The organism is Alteribacillus sp. YIM 98480 (genome assembly GCF_009765375.1).
Classification (GTDB): Bacteria; Bacillota; Bacilli; order Bacillales; family Marinococcaceae; genus Alteribacillus.
This window is the reverse complement of record NZ_VTOK01000001.1, coordinates 557,334-573,887: the sequence shown is the minus strand read 5'-3', so window position 1 is coordinate 573,887 and position 16,554 is coordinate 557,334. Positions and strand designations below refer to the sequence as shown.

The 16,554-nt window shown below is 38.1% G+C and carries 15 protein-coding genes; 4 read left to right on the top strand and 11 right to left on the bottom strand.

Going from position 1 to position 16,554, the window contains the following annotated elements; translation table 11 throughout:
• Positions 1–72: 72 nt before the first annotated feature.
• The 11 genes from FZF09_RS02620 to FZF09_RS02570 all read right to left on the bottom strand — a co-directional run bounded on the left by FZF09_RS02620 (position 73) and on the right by FZF09_RS02570 (position 10,034).
• Complete coding sequence (locus FZF09_RS02620; protein WP_158734985.1) at positions 73–1,380, bottom strand: Na+/H+ antiporter family protein; 1,308 nt, start codon at positions 1,378–1,380, stop codon at positions 73–75.
• 94 nt (positions 1,381–1,474) lie between these two features.
• The gene (locus FZF09_RS02615; RefSeq protein WP_158734984.1) at positions 1,475–2,116 is read right to left on the bottom strand and encodes a thiamine diphosphokinase; all 642 of its coding nucleotides are present in this window, start codon (positions 2,114–2,116) and stop codon (positions 1,475–1,477) included.
• A gap of 69 nt (positions 2,117–2,185) precedes the next feature.
• Positions 2,186–3,661 carry a M20/M25/M40 family metallo-hydrolase gene (locus FZF09_RS02610; protein WP_158734983.1) on the bottom strand — a complete coding sequence of 492 codons (1,476 nt, stop codon included), beginning with the start codon at positions 3,659–3,661 and terminating at the stop codon, positions 2,186–2,188.
• Positions 3,597–3,902 carry a hypothetical protein gene (locus FZF09_RS02605; RefSeq protein WP_158734982.1) on the bottom strand — a complete coding sequence of 102 codons (306 nt, stop codon included), beginning with the start codon at positions 3,900–3,902 and terminating at the stop codon, positions 3,597–3,599. The genes FZF09_RS02610 and FZF09_RS02605 overlap by 65 nt, the downstream gene beginning before the upstream one ends.
• Before the next feature lie 259 nt (positions 3,903–4,161).
• Positions 4,162–4,620, bottom strand: coding sequence for a precorrin-2 dehydrogenase/sirohydrochlorin ferrochelatase family protein (locus FZF09_RS02600; protein ID WP_158734981.1), 459 nt, complete (start codon positions 4,618–4,620; stop codon positions 4,162–4,164).
• Entirely contained in the window at positions 4,607–5,371 is a 765-nt protein-coding gene (locus FZF09_RS02595) for a sirohydrochlorin chelatase (RefSeq protein WP_158734980.1), read from the bottom strand. The genes FZF09_RS02600 and FZF09_RS02595 overlap by 14 nt, the downstream gene beginning before the upstream one ends.
• A gap of 29 nt (positions 5,372–5,400) precedes the next feature.
• Positions 5,401–6,840: a uroporphyrinogen-III C-methyltransferase gene (gene cobA / locus FZF09_RS02590; RefSeq protein ID WP_158734979.1), complete on the bottom strand. Its 1,440-nt coding sequence runs from the start codon at positions 6,838–6,840 to the stop codon at positions 5,401–5,403.
• Between the two features lie 42 nt (positions 6,841–6,882).
• The gene (gene cysC, locus FZF09_RS02585; RefSeq protein ID WP_158734978.1) at positions 6,883–7,479 is read right to left on the bottom strand and encodes an adenylyl-sulfate kinase; all 597 of its coding nucleotides are present in this window, start codon (positions 7,477–7,479) and stop codon (positions 6,883–6,885) included.
• Between the two features lie 34 nt (positions 7,480–7,513).
• Positions 7,514–8,656, bottom strand: coding sequence for a sulfate adenylyltransferase (gene sat, locus FZF09_RS02580; RefSeq protein ID WP_158735042.1), 1,143 nt, complete (start codon positions 8,654–8,656; stop codon positions 7,514–7,516).
• Between the two features lie 27 nt (positions 8,657–8,683).
• A complete protein-coding gene (locus FZF09_RS02575; protein WP_158734977.1) occupies positions 8,684–9,391 on the bottom strand; it encodes a phosphoadenylyl-sulfate reductase in 708 nt (235 codons plus the stop codon).
• 505 nt (positions 9,392–9,896) lie between these two features.
• The gene (locus FZF09_RS02570) at positions 9,897–10,034 is read right to left on the bottom strand and encodes a hypothetical protein (RefSeq protein WP_158734976.1); all 138 of its coding nucleotides are present in this window, start codon (positions 10,032–10,034) and stop codon (positions 9,897–9,899) included.
• 606 nt (positions 10,035–10,640) lie between these two features.
• Here FZF09_RS02570 and mreBH point away from each other — a divergent pair.
• From mreBH to treR, 4 genes are all read left to right on the top strand, one after another.
• Positions 10,641–11,648 carry a rod-share determining protein MreBH gene (gene mreBH / locus FZF09_RS02565; RefSeq protein ID WP_158734975.1) on the top strand — a complete coding sequence of 336 codons (1,008 nt, stop codon included), beginning with the start codon at positions 10,641–10,643 and terminating at the stop codon, positions 11,646–11,648.
• Between the two features lie 890 nt (positions 11,649–12,538).
• Positions 12,539–13,960 (top strand): PTS system trehalose-specific EIIBC component, encoded by a 1,422-nt coding sequence (treP, locus tag FZF09_RS02560; RefSeq protein ID WP_158734974.1) that lies wholly within the window; start codon positions 12,539–12,541, stop codon positions 13,958–13,960.
• A 146-nt stretch (positions 13,961–14,106) separates the two neighbouring features.
• The gene (gene treC / locus FZF09_RS02555) at positions 14,107–15,786 is read left to right on the top strand and encodes an alpha,alpha-phosphotrehalase (RefSeq protein WP_158734973.1); all 1,680 of its coding nucleotides are present in this window, start codon (positions 14,107–14,109) and stop codon (positions 15,784–15,786) included.
• 23 nt (positions 15,787–15,809) lie between these two features.
• On the top strand, positions 15,810–16,523 hold the full coding sequence (gene treR, locus FZF09_RS02550) for a trehalose operon repressor (protein ID WP_158734972.1): 714 nt from the start codon (positions 15,810–15,812) through the stop codon (positions 16,521–16,523).
• Positions 16,524–16,554 lie beyond the last annotated feature (31 nt).

Here is a 16,554-nt window from a genome sequence, read left to right as displayed (position 1 = left end):
AGAGTGGTCCTCACCAACGTATTGGCGAGGACCACTCTTTTTAATTACTGGGTTTTGTCCCAGCCTCTATTATTATAATACAACGGCAGCTATTAAACCGAATAAAAACAATGGTATATTGTAATGAAGAAACGTCGGCACGCATGTGTCCCAAATGTGATGATGTCTTCCATCTGCATTTAAGCCAGAAGTAGGACCTAACGTACTGTCAGAAGCTGGTGATCCGGCATCCCCCATAGCACCTGCTGTTCCTATAAGCGCAACAGTAGCTAGCGGAGAAAAACCTACACTCATACAAAATGGTACAAACAAAGCTGCTAATATAGGAATCGTACCGAAGGAAGTACCAATACCCATTGTCACAACCAAACCTGCAAGCAGCATAATAGCAGCTGTCATTACATTTGCTCCCCCTGCTGCACTTACCGCATTAGAAACCATGTCGTCTACAGCTCCAGTTTCCTCAAGCACATTTGCAAAACCTGAAGCAATCAGCATAACAAAAGCAATCATACCCATCAATTTGACACCATCATTGACCATGTCATCACCGTGACGGAAGGGGACAACTCTAAAAATAAACATAAGAATAATGCCGCTTAACGCTCCAAATATAAGAGAATCCATTCCGATTTGAATGATAAGAGCAGCAAAGACTGCTAATATCGTAAAGATATGTTTCATAGTGAATGGAGAACTTTCTGCATCCTGATAACTTGAAGGGTCCGTCGATGCTTTGGGTTCTGTCTCTAATTTTCTTGGTTTCCGATACGTCACAAAGACAGCAATGAGAAGTCCAGCAATCATCCCTAGACCTGGAATAAACATCGCTTTCCAAATATCATTTACTGCTATCTCCATACCGCTTGCTGCCATCTCTTGAGCAATCGTGTTATGAAATATAAAACCAAAGCCAACGGGAAGCATAACATACGGTGCTTTTAAACCAAATGTTAAAGCCGATGCTACAGCCCGCCGATCGATATTCATTTCATCAAATAGCTTTAGTAATGGAGGAATGAGTATCGGGATAAAAGCAATGTGCACCGGTATAACGTTTTGAGATAAACAAGCAGCAGCTGCTATGACCATAATTAAGAAGCCGCGCTTTCCTTTTAGCACGCGTACAAGAGATGAAACCAATACCCCAGTTATCCCTGAGTAGCCAATCATCATAGCAAAAACCCCTAGCAGGATATAACTCAAGGCCGTTTCCGCTTGACCGCCCATTCCCGTAATCAACAGATCAAGACCTTCATTTAAACCTAATCCTGACATCAGCCCGGCTGTAATACCAGCAGCAAGTATAGCAAGTACTACATTTACGCGGAAAAGACTAAGAAGAATCATAACTAGTACAGATATAATAACGGTAATCATAAAAAAAGACCCCTTTTCCATTTAGCTCTCTGCCAAATTAAAGTATAAGGGCCATATTAACCTGGTGCAATACAAAATTGTTATTTTAAACGTGTCATTCTTTCCCATCTCTGCTTTTTATGACAAGAAGCAGTCCACTTTTTACAAATATCTCTGCTGCACTATTTACTATTTTGTTACTTATACCTAAAGTTTCCTTTCGCAGCAGCAAATCTTCGTTTAATGGATATAAAAAACCTTTTAATGTTACTCCTTCCACCTTTTCAGTCATTGGCAGAATGGATATATAAGAATAAGTATCCTTTTCTATGATTTTATAATCCTCTACTAAAATCATTTTATTTTGCTGATCAATGATCTCTGTTTCAATCCCTTTTTCTAACGCTTTTTCTAAAAGATGTATGTTAGCTAAGGTGTGATCCAGTCTTGAACCTGTAACACCAAACATTTTTATACTGTCCGGTTTTTTACCTAAAGCAAATTCAAGCCCCATTTCCGTATCCGTTTTGTCTTTATCATATGCGTCGCAACTAACTACCTCTTTGGAGCATTGAATAATAAATTCTGTTTGTTCGATAGTAACTGAATCAAAATCACCGATAGCTGCATCAGGAGAGAAACCGTGCTCTAGTAAAGCACGGGCTCCGCTGTCTACTCCGATTAATAGATCATCTTCAGTAATTTCTCGAAATGCTTCCGGAAACAAAGCACCTCCGGCAAACAATAGTACTCTCATTAATATCCCTCTTTCTATTTCAAAGTGACGCTGACTTTGAGTACTGAGCGCCGCTCAAGGTCAGCGTCATCATTCATGGTTCAGCATTTTTAGTGTTACTTTTTGAATCAAGTCCGGCAGCGTATTGAAGCTGTATGGCTTAAATAACCGTTCCGAACGTTTATGCGCATCTTTGCCATAAACACCGAGATTTATCGCAGGTAAATTCAATTTTTGAATAGTTTGCATCGGAATCGGATAAATTTTTTCCATCTTAGGAAAATTTTCTGTCAGGTAATTCGCTTCTTCTCCTGTTTCTTTTAAAGATAAAAAGCTGCTGTCCGATAAAAACGGAAAAAACCGTTTCATTACAAACGTTTCTCCAAATTCCCTTTCTGCTTCTTCTATTGTTTCTTGTAATAGATCCAGTATTTCTTTTTCAATTCTAATATCTTCATCCAAATGATTATGAGGGATAAATGGCGGGGCTAAAAACAATATCACCATTGCTTTCTTATCTGGATCTTCTTCATACAGTCTCTCCACTAATTCAAAGCACAGTTCCCTTTTATCAGTAGTGTCACTGTTTTTTAATATCTCATCCCACAGCGGGCTTAAATGTATACCTTTCTTTTCTAAGCGTAAACAATATTCTTTCAAGGTCATCACTTCAATTTCCCAGTCAAGATGCTCAGAGGCAGGCATGTGAGTATAGGCCAAAAAATTACGGTGCTGATCTTTCATATGATTCTTAACCTCTTCACAAGCTGTCTTAGTTTCTTTGAGGAGAGCGTCTAATATGTTTTTAAGGCTTTCTTTATAAATAAAATAATTAAAATATAATCTGCTGCTAAGCGCAGTCTGTACATTATAAGAATCTTTATTATCTCTTTGATATAAACAAGTCGGGGGCAAAACAAGCTCCCCTTCCATTCTTTCTGTTAAATTCATATTGTAGTTAATTCGCCTGTTTAACTCAGATGAAATGAACGTCGGATCAATGCCGGATAATGTTTCTCCTACGTGTGCTTCTCTTCCAAAAATACTAAAACAAGGAAGAATTTTCCCAGCTGAGCCTGTATATATATAGCGGTTTGGATCGTTATCGTAGAGAGCGGTGGTGTAATCATTATTGATGGCAAGGGATAACTCTAATGACTCCTCTTCTTCCAGTCTTTGAAATTCCCTCACCGCTTCCATAATTCCAGAATGATCATTTTCTTCTGCTGGGTTAAGCAGAAGTAAAACGTTTCCATTTAGTTCTTCTATCTGTTCACTAAACAAAAACAGATTCATTAAATGAACTGCGATGCCGCTTTTCATGTCAACAGACCCTCTGCCAAATAACCAGTCTCCGCTTTCAGCTTCTTCTCTTAGTACTTCATCTTGACTAAAGGTGGCAAAATGTTGGGACAGCTTCTTTGAATCAAAGGCACACTTTTTTAAAAAGCCAAAGTCTTTGATGCCTACGGTATCCATATGTGAGTGATACACTACCGTTTTATTTGACGACGTATTTTCCCCTTTTACTAATGCAAACACATTTTTTACGATGTAGTCGGTCATTAGGAAGGGGCTGCTCCCATAATTGAGCTGGGTACCTTTGAAAATATGGAAATTCTCGTAAAAAGGCAAAAAGATAGTCTGCCAATTCTTTTTCACCTGTTGTATCCGTAACGCTTGGTATATTCATTAAAGCAGTTGTTATCCGTTCTAAACTGTCAGACATATCATTTGATAGAGATATAACCTGAAACAATTCTTTAGGAGAAAGAGCTGTTCGCTTTTCTGCCTCTATCTGATTCATCTTGCCGCTCCCTCCATTCCTTCCAAAGCTTCTTTTTTTATTATTTTTCCCCATTGTTAAGCCGTTAAAAAAACTCGTTGCCGTCGAGTCCTATGGCGGAAGACGTGGTTTCACTCATACTTTGATCCTTTAGCAAGTTTAAACTTTTCTAAAGTACAAGAAAAGATTTTTGATATATTATGCTTTCAATGTGCTTACCGGTACAGCCCTCAAACCAAACAAGGAGCCTTCCCAAAAGCTGGGGGCTCCTTTTTCCCTTTTATTCTCTAGGGTGAAACCATTTTTGAAGTTGTTGTTTTAATTTTTTTGCTGCAGATGGATTTTTTCCTTTTGTTGAGATAGCAATATGATAGTCCTCTTCTTCAAAAGAAGCCGGAAATGCTATATTTCCGATGGATGGATTATCTGCCCCGTTTACTAACTGATGAGGTGCAACGGTATTATTAATAATATGTTGAGCTTCTTTATTACCAGATGCAGATATGACCATAAAAGCAGATGTTAAATGTTCTGGTTTGCAACTCTCTTTTAACCAATGAATCTTTCCGTTCGTATAAAGAGATTCTAACTCGGAATGGAGTTCTGGTGCTACCACGGTAACTTCTGCAGATGCAGATAACAGTTTTTTTACTTTTCGATTCGCAACACTACCGCCGCCGATCACGACAACATCTTTATTTTCAAGGTTGATAAATACAGGGAAATTAAACATATTCATCTACTAAAAATTCTGGTTGTTGAAGTGTTTCTTCTGTCCGTTTTTTCAGAATTGTGATTAACTGTTCATCAAACCCTAAAAAATCACACAAGTGAATGTTTGTATCACTTTTTTGATTGGCGGCATTAATTTCCGTTTGCATTTCTTGCATAAGTATACCGGTAAATAAAAGATAAGGCACCACAAAAACGTGAGCGGAAGAGCTCTGCTTTATTTTTTCGATCCCTTCTTCAAAAGTAGGACGAGCTGCAGCCAGAAAAGCTGTTTCTACTTTATGAGCTTTCGTTATTTCTTTAAGTCGTGAGGCAATAACATGAAAGTCATCAATCGCTTCTTCATCGCTGCTGCCGCGGCCAACAAGCAAAATATCCGCCGATTGTTCATGCGTCCATCCCATTTTTTCGAGTCTCTGCTTTAGTACTTGCAGTATTTTTGTTTCCAGGCCAAATGGTTCACCGTATTGAAGGTTTAAATCCGGATACCTCCGTTTCACTGCGGCCAATTTTTCAGGAATATCTTTTTTGATATGACCGGCTGCCAGCAATAGAACCGGAACCACTGCTAATGACTCCGCTCCCTGTTCTATACACCTTCGAACTCCTTCTAATATGGAGGGCTCCGCCAATTCTAAAAAACATGTTTCTTGAATAGGAACATCAATCTCTTTTTTTGCCGTATCGACAAACGCTTTTAATTGGTCATTTCCCTCTTTAACCCTGCTGCCGTGGCCTACGTAAAGTACTCCTTGCATCGGATCACCCTTTTTAAATATATAGAAAGTTATCGTTTTAAAGCAGAAAAACTATGAAGCAATTCTTCGCTTTTTGGTTTAGCTAGTGTACAGTAGACATTTAAGCCTGCAGCTTGAGCTCTTTCTTTTGTTTGCGGTCCATAGCAAATAATTGTTTTATTATTTACCCATTCTACTGCAGATACTCCTAAAACGTCCAGTTCAGTTAGAAGGGTATCTACCGCTCTAGCACAAGGCAGTACAATTGTATTAATTAGATTATCATTTACGATTCTTGCCGTTGTTTTACGAGTTTGGGGACTGACCTTTAATGCATGGCTTATCCAATACACTTTTTTATCATTAATTGATGGTAGATCTTCTTTTTTTCCGATAAGTAAAGACTTATCTTCTGCTGATGTTTCCTCTAGTAACGGAAAAATTCCATGTTGTTCTAGTTTCTTTTTCGTTCGTTTAGAACGAGCATAAACCTTTTCTGGCAGGTGGCGGATATCTAATTTTTGCCTTCTCATTGTTTCAAAAAATAAAGGGACACTATCATCTGAATAAAAGACAAGAGAGTCAAAATGACGTAAATCGTCAGGAATTGGTGTCTTAAAGGCTTCTTCGATGAATCTCGGAGCTTCCAGTACCTCTGCACCATTATCTATCAAGGTTTTAGCGATTTTCCCTGGCTGTGGGGACGTTTTAACTATCCATACATATCTGCCATGTAAAACCTTATCTTCAAACCAAGACAAATTTTCACGCAGAGCTGCTACCTCCCCAACTAGTGTTATCGCAGGATTCTGTACTTGCTCCATTTTTGCTTTTTCAGAAATATTAGCAAGTGTTCCTTCTACCACCCGCTGTCTTTCTGTAGTTCCCCATTCTATTATCAACACCGGAGTATTCTCTGGCTTTCCAAAATAAATTAACTTTTCTGTAATAACCGGAAGATTTTTTACTCCCATGTAAAAAGCAATCGTATCCACTGCTTTGGCTAGTGCTTTCCAATTCGGAGAAGGCTGTCCATTCTCTGAGTTACTGTGACCAGTAACTGCAGCAAAGCTTCCCGAAAAGTCGCGGTGAGTAACTGGTACACCAGCATAAAGAGGAGCCGCTATGCCCGATGTTATTCCTGGAACGACTTCATATACAATACCGGCTTCCTTCAATGCCGCAGCTTCTTCGCCCGATCTCCCAAAGATTCCCGGGTCTCCCCCTTTTAAGCGGACAACGTCAAGCCCCTCTTTCGCTTTTTCAACCATAATTTGCTGAATGGCATCTTGACGGAGGTGGTGACGGTCTGGCAGCTTTCCGCAATAAATTCGGTCTGCATTTTCTTTTGCTTTTTCAAGTAAAAGAGGGTTAACAAGCCGGTCGTATAGAATGACATCAGCATTTTTTAAGCATTCTTCCCCTTTTATTGTAATTAAGCCTGCGTCACCTGGACCTGCCCCTACCAAATATACTTTTCCTTCTTTCATTTTTGGTCCTCCCCATCTTATTGCCATTCATCCTTGGTTAATTTATAAAAGATGTTTTCCTTTAAGATAACTTATCAATAAATCGGCTGCTTCTTCAATGGTATATTCTTCTGTATTCACGATAACTTCTGGTTTTTCCGGTTCCTCGTATGGAGAACTAATACCTGTAAAAGATGGAATTTCTCCGTTTCGTGCTTTTTTATAAAGACCTTTTGGATCTCTTTTTTCACAAGTGTCCAAGCTGCATTGCACAAAGACTTCTATAAATTCTCCCTCAGATAAAAGATCGCGAACTTGTTGTCTGTCTTCACGATACGGAGAGATAAAAGCAGTACTGACTATTTGGCCGCTGTCTACAAATAACTTTGCTGTTTCACCTATACGGCGAATGTTTTCTTTTCTGTCTTCTGGTGAAAAACCAAGATCGCTGTTCAATCCGTGACGTACATTGTCACCATCTAATACGTACGTTTGTTTATTATCTTCAAATAGCTTTCTAGAAACAGCATTAGCTAAGGTTGATTTACCTGATCCAGATAAACCAGTGAACCACAGTACAAAGCTCTCATGTTCATTTTTCTTATTTCTTTCCGTCCGTGTAACCGAAGCATCATGCCAAACAATATTCCTTGTTCCCATGCTGTATTTCCCTTCTTCCTTCGGCGTTATGAAATTATGAAACAGTCTCTTTCAACCCTTTTATTAATACATCAATTACTTCGGGCCTGCTGAATTCTGCCGGTGGATACTCTCCGTTTTTAAGCATTTCTCTCACTTTCGTGCCTGACAAGATTACGTGATCTTCTTTACCGTGCGGGCAGGTTTTTGCAGAAGCCATATTTTTACATTTACTGCAATAAAAACTGTGTTCAAAAAATAACGGTTTAATTCCTAGTTCTGCCGCTGTAAATTCCTTGAATATGTGCTGGGCATCGTAGGTACCGTAGTAATCGCCTACCCCTGCGTGGTCTCTTCCAACTATAAAATGGGTGCATCCATAGTTTTTACGAACCATTGCATGGAAAATGGCTTCACGCGGCCCTGCATATCTCATTGCCGCTGGAAAAACCGCTAAGAAGGTACGATTTTCAGGATAATAATCTTTTAATAAAACCTCGTAACTTTCCATTCGAACGTCTGCTGGGATGTCATCTGCTTTTGTTGCCCCAACAAGCGGATTTAAAAATAACCCATCCACTGTTTCGAGAGCCGTTTTTTGAATGTATTCATGAGCACGGTGCACTGGATTTCTCGTTTGAAACCCAACGATTGTTTCCCAGCCTTTTTGAGCAAAAGTTTCTCTTGTTTCGGCAGGTTCAAGATAATATTGCTGGAACTGCTGATGAGGTATTTCTCTTACTAAGGTCACTGGGCCTGCTGCATAAGTGTTCGGACGTTCATACAGTTTCTTGACACCTGGATGAGCATCTTCTGTCGTTTTATAGACATTAGCTGCTTCCTTTTCTTTATCTGGAGTATAAAATTCCTCAATTTGAATCGTACCGTAGGTCGTTCCTTCGTATACAAGACGAGCTTCATCTCCTGCGTTTAAGGAGAGTGAGGATTCCTTTGGAACTGGTAAAGTAATAGGGATACTCCATACCGTACCATCCGATAAACGCATATTACCCACTACAGATTCATAGTCTTTCTGGTTTAAGAAACCCGTCAGCGGGCTGAACGCTCCATTTGCAATAAGCTCCAAATCAGCCAATGCAATATTATCCAGTTCAATGACTGCATCTATATTTGCCGTATCCCTCGACAAATTTTTTCTGTTTACTAACGTTCCACCGTGAGGGCTGCTAAGAGTCATCATTTCACTCCCTTTTCTTTATTACCTTTATTTATGCAGACCGCATTCTGTTTTTCCTTGTCCTGACCAGCGGCCGCTTCTTAAATCGTCCCCTTCAAGTACAGCAGCAGTGCATTGAATGCAGCCAATGCTAGGATAATTTTGGTCATGGAGCGGATTGTATGGTAGATTAAATGTTTCAATATACATCCATACATCCTCCCAGGTCCAATGAATAAGAGGGCATATTTTAATAGAGGAAAAACGATTATCTTTATTTACAAATTGTGTGTTTTGACGAGTTGGTGATTGCTCTCTTCTTAAACCTGATAACCATGCACTATATTGATTCAGAGCATTTTCAAGTGGTTCTAGTTTACGGATTTGACAACAGCGGTCAGGATTAGTCTCCCATAAACGATCCCCTTCCTTTTCCGCTTGTTCAGCTGGTGTCCATTTTGGCTTCAGCATGTTAATATTTAGTGATGGATACTTTTCTTTTACTCTGTCAATAAGGTTATACGTTTCTTTAAAATGAAAATCTGTATCCAAAAATATAATCTCAGCATCTGGTTTAATCTTACTAATTAGATCTATTAAGACGATTCCTTCTGCTCCAAAACTGCAAGCATATACTAAGTCATTTCCATATTGCTCGTATCCCCAGCGGATAACATCTAACGCTTCTTTTCTTGCCAGTACCTGATCATTAATTTCTTTTAAACGATTATCTTCTGCAGTTTGATAGGTCAGCATCGCTTTCCTCCCTTTCGTTTGCTGGATTGAACACCCTTGAATTCCACTTTTAATTCATACTATGTTTATAAGGATTATATGTTTACTTGTTAAACAGTATTTTAGTTAGTATGTCATAAAAAGTCAATGCTAAAATAGAAGAAAGGACTGTCCCAAAAGTTTTTCCCTCCAGGAAAGTTTAACTTTTTTAAAGGGTTAAAGTATAAGAAAAACTAGGGATTCACCATATGGACTTGCAGCAAGCCAAGTTTTTCTAAAGCTTAAATACTCTTTCACCCTTTGCGCCCGGAACAGAACGTTCGCGAACTTAGATATCCTTAAAATTCGTCAAAAACACCACGTCCTGTGGCACTGGCGATATCAACTCGTCCTGTGACATATGCGAACTGGCTTGCACTGGATGTTCTTACTTTTGCGTTGCGAACACATGGAGATAGTTAGCCATAGTCCGTGAGAATATAATTTCGCAGATAAAAAAAAGATGCCGTTTTTGGCATCGTTTTAACTAATCGCTATGTTCAACCAATGCAGCCGTCTCTTCTACTGGTGTCAGAAACGGCTCTTGTATCAGTGGTTTATCCATGTTTACGTGCAGAAAAAATCCAATTAATATAGAACACGGAATAAGAAGCAAACGCTTCATTTTCCCCCCACTTTCTCTTTTTTTAGTTACTTCATATTATAATAGTCCATCATCTATGTACCAAATCCCATTCATTTATATATTAGACGTTAAAATTTCATAATAAAGATCCAGTCTTTTTCACACGTCCATAATATAAATTTTCTCGTTTAAGCTCTTCTATCTTTTTAAATTGTTATATTAAGAACGATATGATATGAATGGCTTAAGCCATATAAAATGATTGTTTTTTAGAGGTATTCCTATCTATACATTTAACCTGCCTAAAAAGGATGGCTTTAGTTTGACAGGAATTTATTTTCTTCTCTTTATATTTCTATTTCATTACATATTTCCTCAAAAACTTACATTTTCTTTAAAAAAATTGATTGTAATTTTAAAAAAGGCCCCTTTTACCTATGCGCATTCTCCTTCTCTTCTTTCTTTATAACTATTTTTAATATAATAATATTCTGCATTCATATAAAATGAGTCTTTTTTTCTGTGTTTAACTTCCTGTTTCATTCATCTGCTTAGTTTTTCTAATCTATTAGACCCTTACTGTACCATTTACTTCCCGATAAAATGACGAGTGGGAACTATTAACCTGAAGAAGGGTGAATTATAATGATATCAAATACTGAGATAGGAATTGATCTGGGTACTGCAAATATCCTCGTTTATACTAAGGAAAAAGGAATCGTTTTAAATGAGCCATCCGTAGTAGCTATAAATACAGATACGGGAGATGTACTTGCAGTAGGAACGGAAGCAAAAGAAATGGTTGGAAAAACACCTGGTCAAATAGTAGCGATGAGACCGCTGAAACAAGGCGTGATTGCTGATTATGATGTAACTTCCACGTTGTTAAAACAAATCATGAAAAAAACAAGTAAAAATGTCGGTTTTTCCGTCCGAAAACCAAAAGTAATCGTTTGCACTCCTTGTGGATCGACATCAGTCGAAAGAAGAGCTATCAGGGACGCGGTAATGAGCTGCGGTGCAAAAGATGTACATTTAATAGAGGAACCTGTTGCTGCAGCACTAGGTTCAGATTTACCGGTAGAAGAACCAAAAGCAAATGTCATTGTTGATATTGGCGGAGGAACAACTGAAGTGGGTATCATCTCCTACGGAGGCGTGGTATCATCTCATTCCATTCGCCGGGGAGGTGACAATTTAGACGAAGATATCGTCCATTATGTACGAAAAACATATAATCTGCTTATTGGTGAAAGAACAGCAGAAGATATTAAAATAAATATCGGCAACGCTTTACCTGACCATCAAGAAGAGTCACTAGAAATTCGCGGCCGTGATCTTGTGACTGGACTTCCTAAATCTGTTGTTTTACATTCTAGTGAAATCCATGGAGCTATCGCAGAGTCACTTGAGCACATACTCGAAGCAATTCGCGGAACGTTGGAAAATTGTCCTCCTGAACTTAGCGGAGATATTGTTGACCAGGGGATCATTCTTTCTGGCGGCGGATCCTTGTTAAACGGTATGCAAGAATGGCTTAGTGATAAAATTATAGTCCCTGTTCATTTAGCCCCTCATCCATTAGAAGCCGTTGCTATTGGAACAGGGCGATCTCTAAAAATGATCGACAAATTACAAAAAGCATCTGTTTAAAACAGAAAAACTGTTCGGTTTGTATCTTTCCGAACAGTTTTTTTTACTCTTTTTTTAGTTGTTTTCGGTGCAAGCCACATCGTGGGTAAAAGAAAAATAGAAACCGGTACTACTGTTCCACCGATAAAGTTCTATAATACTTCTACACTTCGTTCTTAATGTATAGCATAATTATTTTCCATTAACACTGCTAAAAATTATTCGGATACCGCATTTCGGATTTCCCCCCATTATTCCATAGATATGGTGTAAATCATCGAATCGGTCGTTGTTATCACAAAAAGAACGGGCTGCTTGCATGCCAGTTCCCATTAGAGCATCAAAAACCGAAGCCGGGTTATCTTTAGAACCATTCACAGAAAGTAAATATTATTCAAAGATGTAAATAGCAAATACAATAATAGAAATGATACTAACTATGCTTAGAATAACAACGATCGCCAACAAACTTTCTTTTAAAAGAAACGACCAGGTTAATACAGCATCATGACACCTGATAACAGCAGCGATTGCGTTTATAATCTTCCTCCAGCTTTATAGCTGATAAATCCTGCCATTCCGCACATCAATTAAAATCCTCACCGTCCATCTATATAAAATTTAAGTACCAAGCAGACAAACACGAAAATTGCATACATATTTTTCATTCAGCTATACATGCCGCCGCTCTATTTCGTAAATAGCAATTTTTTAAGATCCCCCGTACACTTCCTACGTAAAAATTTATTTCTTGACCTATTTGTATATACAAGTTACACTACATATTAACTTCGAAATTTGTATATACAAGCTTATATGTAAGCGGATTTATATTTTAATAAACGGGAATAGGATAATAATTCGCTACATTTTAGACAGTTTATGAAAACGTTTCCCAGGAGGTTAAAAGAATGGCAAAGGTGACTAAAAAATCAGTAGAACAGGTTATTGAAGCCATAGGCGGAACAGATAATATTGCATCTGTCACTCACTGTGTCACAAGGCTTCGCTTTGCACTTCATGATGAAAACAAAGTCGACCAAGAAAAATTAGAAAACATAGACATTGTAAGAGGAGCTTTCTCCACGAGCGGCCAGTTCCAAGTTATTATTGGACAAGGAGCAGTAGAAAAAGCATATCAAGAACTAATAAAAATAACGGGAATAGAAGAATCTTCTAAAGAAGAAACAAAAGCTGCCGCAGAACAAAACATGAATGTGCTGCAAAAGCTGGTAAAAATGCTTGCTGATATATTTATTCCTATCCTTCCAGCCATTGTTACAGCCGGTCTGCTGTTAGGTATCAATAACATATTGACTGGACCGGATATTTTTTACGAAGGGCAATCTGTGATAGATGTACACACTCAATGGGCAGATCTTGCTGATATTATTAACGTTATTGCTAGTACAGCATTTGTGTTTTTACCAGGATTAATCGGCTGGTCCGCTGTTAAAAAATTCGGAGGCAACCCCTTACTAGGAATTGTAATGGGCTTGGTTCTCGTGCACCCTGATCTTCTTAATGCACATGGTTACGGGGAAGCAAAAGAAGCTGGCGAAGTACCTGTTTGGAATTTATTTGGTTTGGACATTGAAAAAATAGGTTACCAAGGACAAGTCCTGCCTATTTTATTTGCTTCTTATGTATTAGCTAAAATAGAAATTTTCCTTAAAAAAAGAGTTTCAGATGCCATTTCTATGTTGATCGTCGCACCAGGAGCCCTTTTGATTACTGGATTTCTTGCCTTTATCGTAATAGGGCCGATTATGTTTACAATAAGCAATGTCATTACAGATTTCTTTGTAAATACATTTAATAATTTTGCAGCTATTGGCGGACTGCTTTACGGACTGCTTTATGCCCCAATGGTTGTAACAGGTCTTCACCATACATTCCTTGCTGTTGACCTTCAATTAATCGGCAGTGATTTAGAAGGTACATTCTTATGGCCTATTCTTGCGTTATCTAATATTGCACAGGGTGCAGCTGCTTTTGCGATTATGGTAGCTACAAGAGATGAAAAACTGAAAGGCTTGTCTTTGTCTTCTGGTATTTCTGCCTTTTTAGGCGTCACCGAGCCAGCTATGTTTGGTGTAAACCTGCGTTATCGTTTTCCGTTTGTTTGTGCCGTCATTGGTTCAGCAATAGCTGCGATTTTTATCACTGTTAATGGCGTACTTGCTACTTCAATCGGTGTTGGAGGTATTCCAGGCATTTTCTCTATTTACACACAATACTGGCTCGCTTTTGCTATCGGTATGGTTATATCCATCGTCGTGCCGTTTGTCCTCACATACCTTTATGTTAAATTGAAAAAGGTTAAAGTGTAGTAAATAAAAGGGGAAGAGTGTCTTACCGCTTGTTTTCATAGAAAACCCGTATGATCAAACATTGTACCATTGGCTTTCCTTAGAGAGAGTCAATGGTTTGCTTCATTTGAATATCCTTTATAACATTTAATGAGGTGGTGTTTACCATGAACGAATGGTGGAGAAAATCTGTAGTTTATCAAATATATCCGAAAAGTTTTAACGATACGACCGGTAATGGCATGGGAGACATTCAAGGCATTATAGAAAAGCTTGATTACTTGAAAACATTAGGTATTGATGTTTTGTGGCTGACACCGATTTATGCTTCCCCCCAAAAAGACAACGGTTATGATATAAGTGACTATTATTCGATTCATCATGAATACGGAACGATGGAAGACTTTGATCAGTTACTAGAAGAAGCGCACAATAGAGATTTAAAAGTTATTATGGATATTGTCGTCAACCATACTTCTACCGAACACAAATGGTTCCAGCAAGCAAAATCTTCAACGAATAATCCATACCGTGACTATTATATATGGAAAGATCCTGTAAATGGCAGCGAGCCAAACAATTGGGAATCAAAATTCGGCGGTACGGCTTGGAACTATGATGAAAAAACAAAACAATACTACCTTCACTTATTTGATGTCACCCAAGCTGACTTAAACTGGGAAAATGAACAGGTTCGCGAGGACGTTTATGAGATGATGCATTTTTGGTTTGAAAAAGGCGTAGACGGCTTTCGGTTAGATGTTATTAATTTAATATCCAAAGATCAAGATTTTCCAAATGATGATGGAAGCAAAGCGCCGGGAGATGGTCGTAAATTCTATACCGATGGTCCGCGGATCCACGAATTTATAAACGAAATGAATAAAAATGTTTTTGCTAAATATGACGTCATGACTGTAGGAGAAATGTCGTCTACTACTATTGATGATTGTATTAAATATACTCGTCCCGATCGTAATGAACTTAGTATGACATTTAATTTTCATCACCTTAAAGTGGATTATCCAAACGGAGAAAAATGGGCATTAGCTGAGTTTGATTTTCTTCGGTTGAAAAACATTTTATCAACCTGGCAGACTGAAATGCATAAAGGAAGCGGATGGAATGCCTTATTTTGGTGCAATCATGACCAACCGCGAGTAGTGACTCGTTTTGGTGATGATGAAATGTACCATAATGAATCGGCTAAAATGCTTGCTACCGCCATTCATCTGATGCAGGGCACTCCTTATATATACCAAGGAGAAGAATTTGGAATGACAAATCCAAAGTTTGATACTATTGAAGAATACAGGGATGTGGAGACACTCAACTATTATAAAATATTAAAAGATAAAGGCGTTAGTGAAAAAGAAATTATGGACATTATAAAAGCGAAATCCAGAGATAATTCCAGGACTCCAGTACAATGGAATCAGGGGCCTCATGCAGGCTTTACTTCTGGAACACCATGGATTGCAGCGGCTCCAAACTATAAAGAAATAAATGCTGAAAAGGCTCTCGAGGATGAAAACTCTATTTATTATCATTACCAGCAATTAATTCAGTTACGAAAGCAATATGACATAATCACAACAGGAGATTACCAGTTACTGCTTGATCATCATCCGCAGATCTTTTCATATGTCCGGAATACAGAAAATCAAGCGTTATTAGTATTGAATAACTTTTATCAACAAGAAACGATATTTCAACTTCCAGAAAGTCAAAAGCATTTGTTACAAAAAGATAGCAGCATTTTATTGTCTAATTATGATGATTCCAAAAACAAAATAGATAACGTAGTTCTTCGTCCATATGAATCGGTGGTTTACATGTTAACCTAATAAACGTACATTTGGTGATTACCGTGAAAAAAAAGTATATTTATATTTACGATAGCATTGCAGAAAAAGTAAAGAATGGTCTTTATCAACCAGGAAAGCTCCTTCCTTCTGAAAACCAGCTGGTAAAAGAGTATTCTACGTCTCGAGAAACCATTCGGAAAGCATTAAAATTGTTATCTGAGCACGGGTACATTCAAAAAATTCAAGGAAAGGGCTCTGTCGTATTAGATATTAACAAAGTCACTTTTCCGGTTTCCGGTTTGGTCAGCTTTAAAGAGTTAGCTCAAAATATGGAAGGAAGGGTGTCAACCGACGTCACAACGTTTCAAGAAATAGCTCCAGACGAGGAGGTTAAAAAGCAGCTTTCTATAACTGCTGAAGAAATGGTCTGGAAAGTTGGCAGGGTACGAAAAATTGATGGCGAAAAAATTATTTATGATAAAGACTACTTATTAAAAGACATTGTTCCTTCTTTAACAAAAGAAATTTGTGCTGATTCGATCTATCACTATGTAGAATCCGTTTTAGGTTTAATTATTAGCTTTGCTAAAAAAGAAATTACGATTGAAAAGCCAAGTAGTGAGGATAAAGAACTGTTAGACCTAGACGAGTTTTCAAGTATTGTGGTGGTCAAAAACCATGTTTACCTAGACGATACTACTCTATTTCAATACACCGAATCACGTCACCGGCCTGATAAATTTAAGTTTGTCGATTTTGCCCGTCGTAACCATTAAAATAAACTACCGCCGGATTAATAAGGATTAG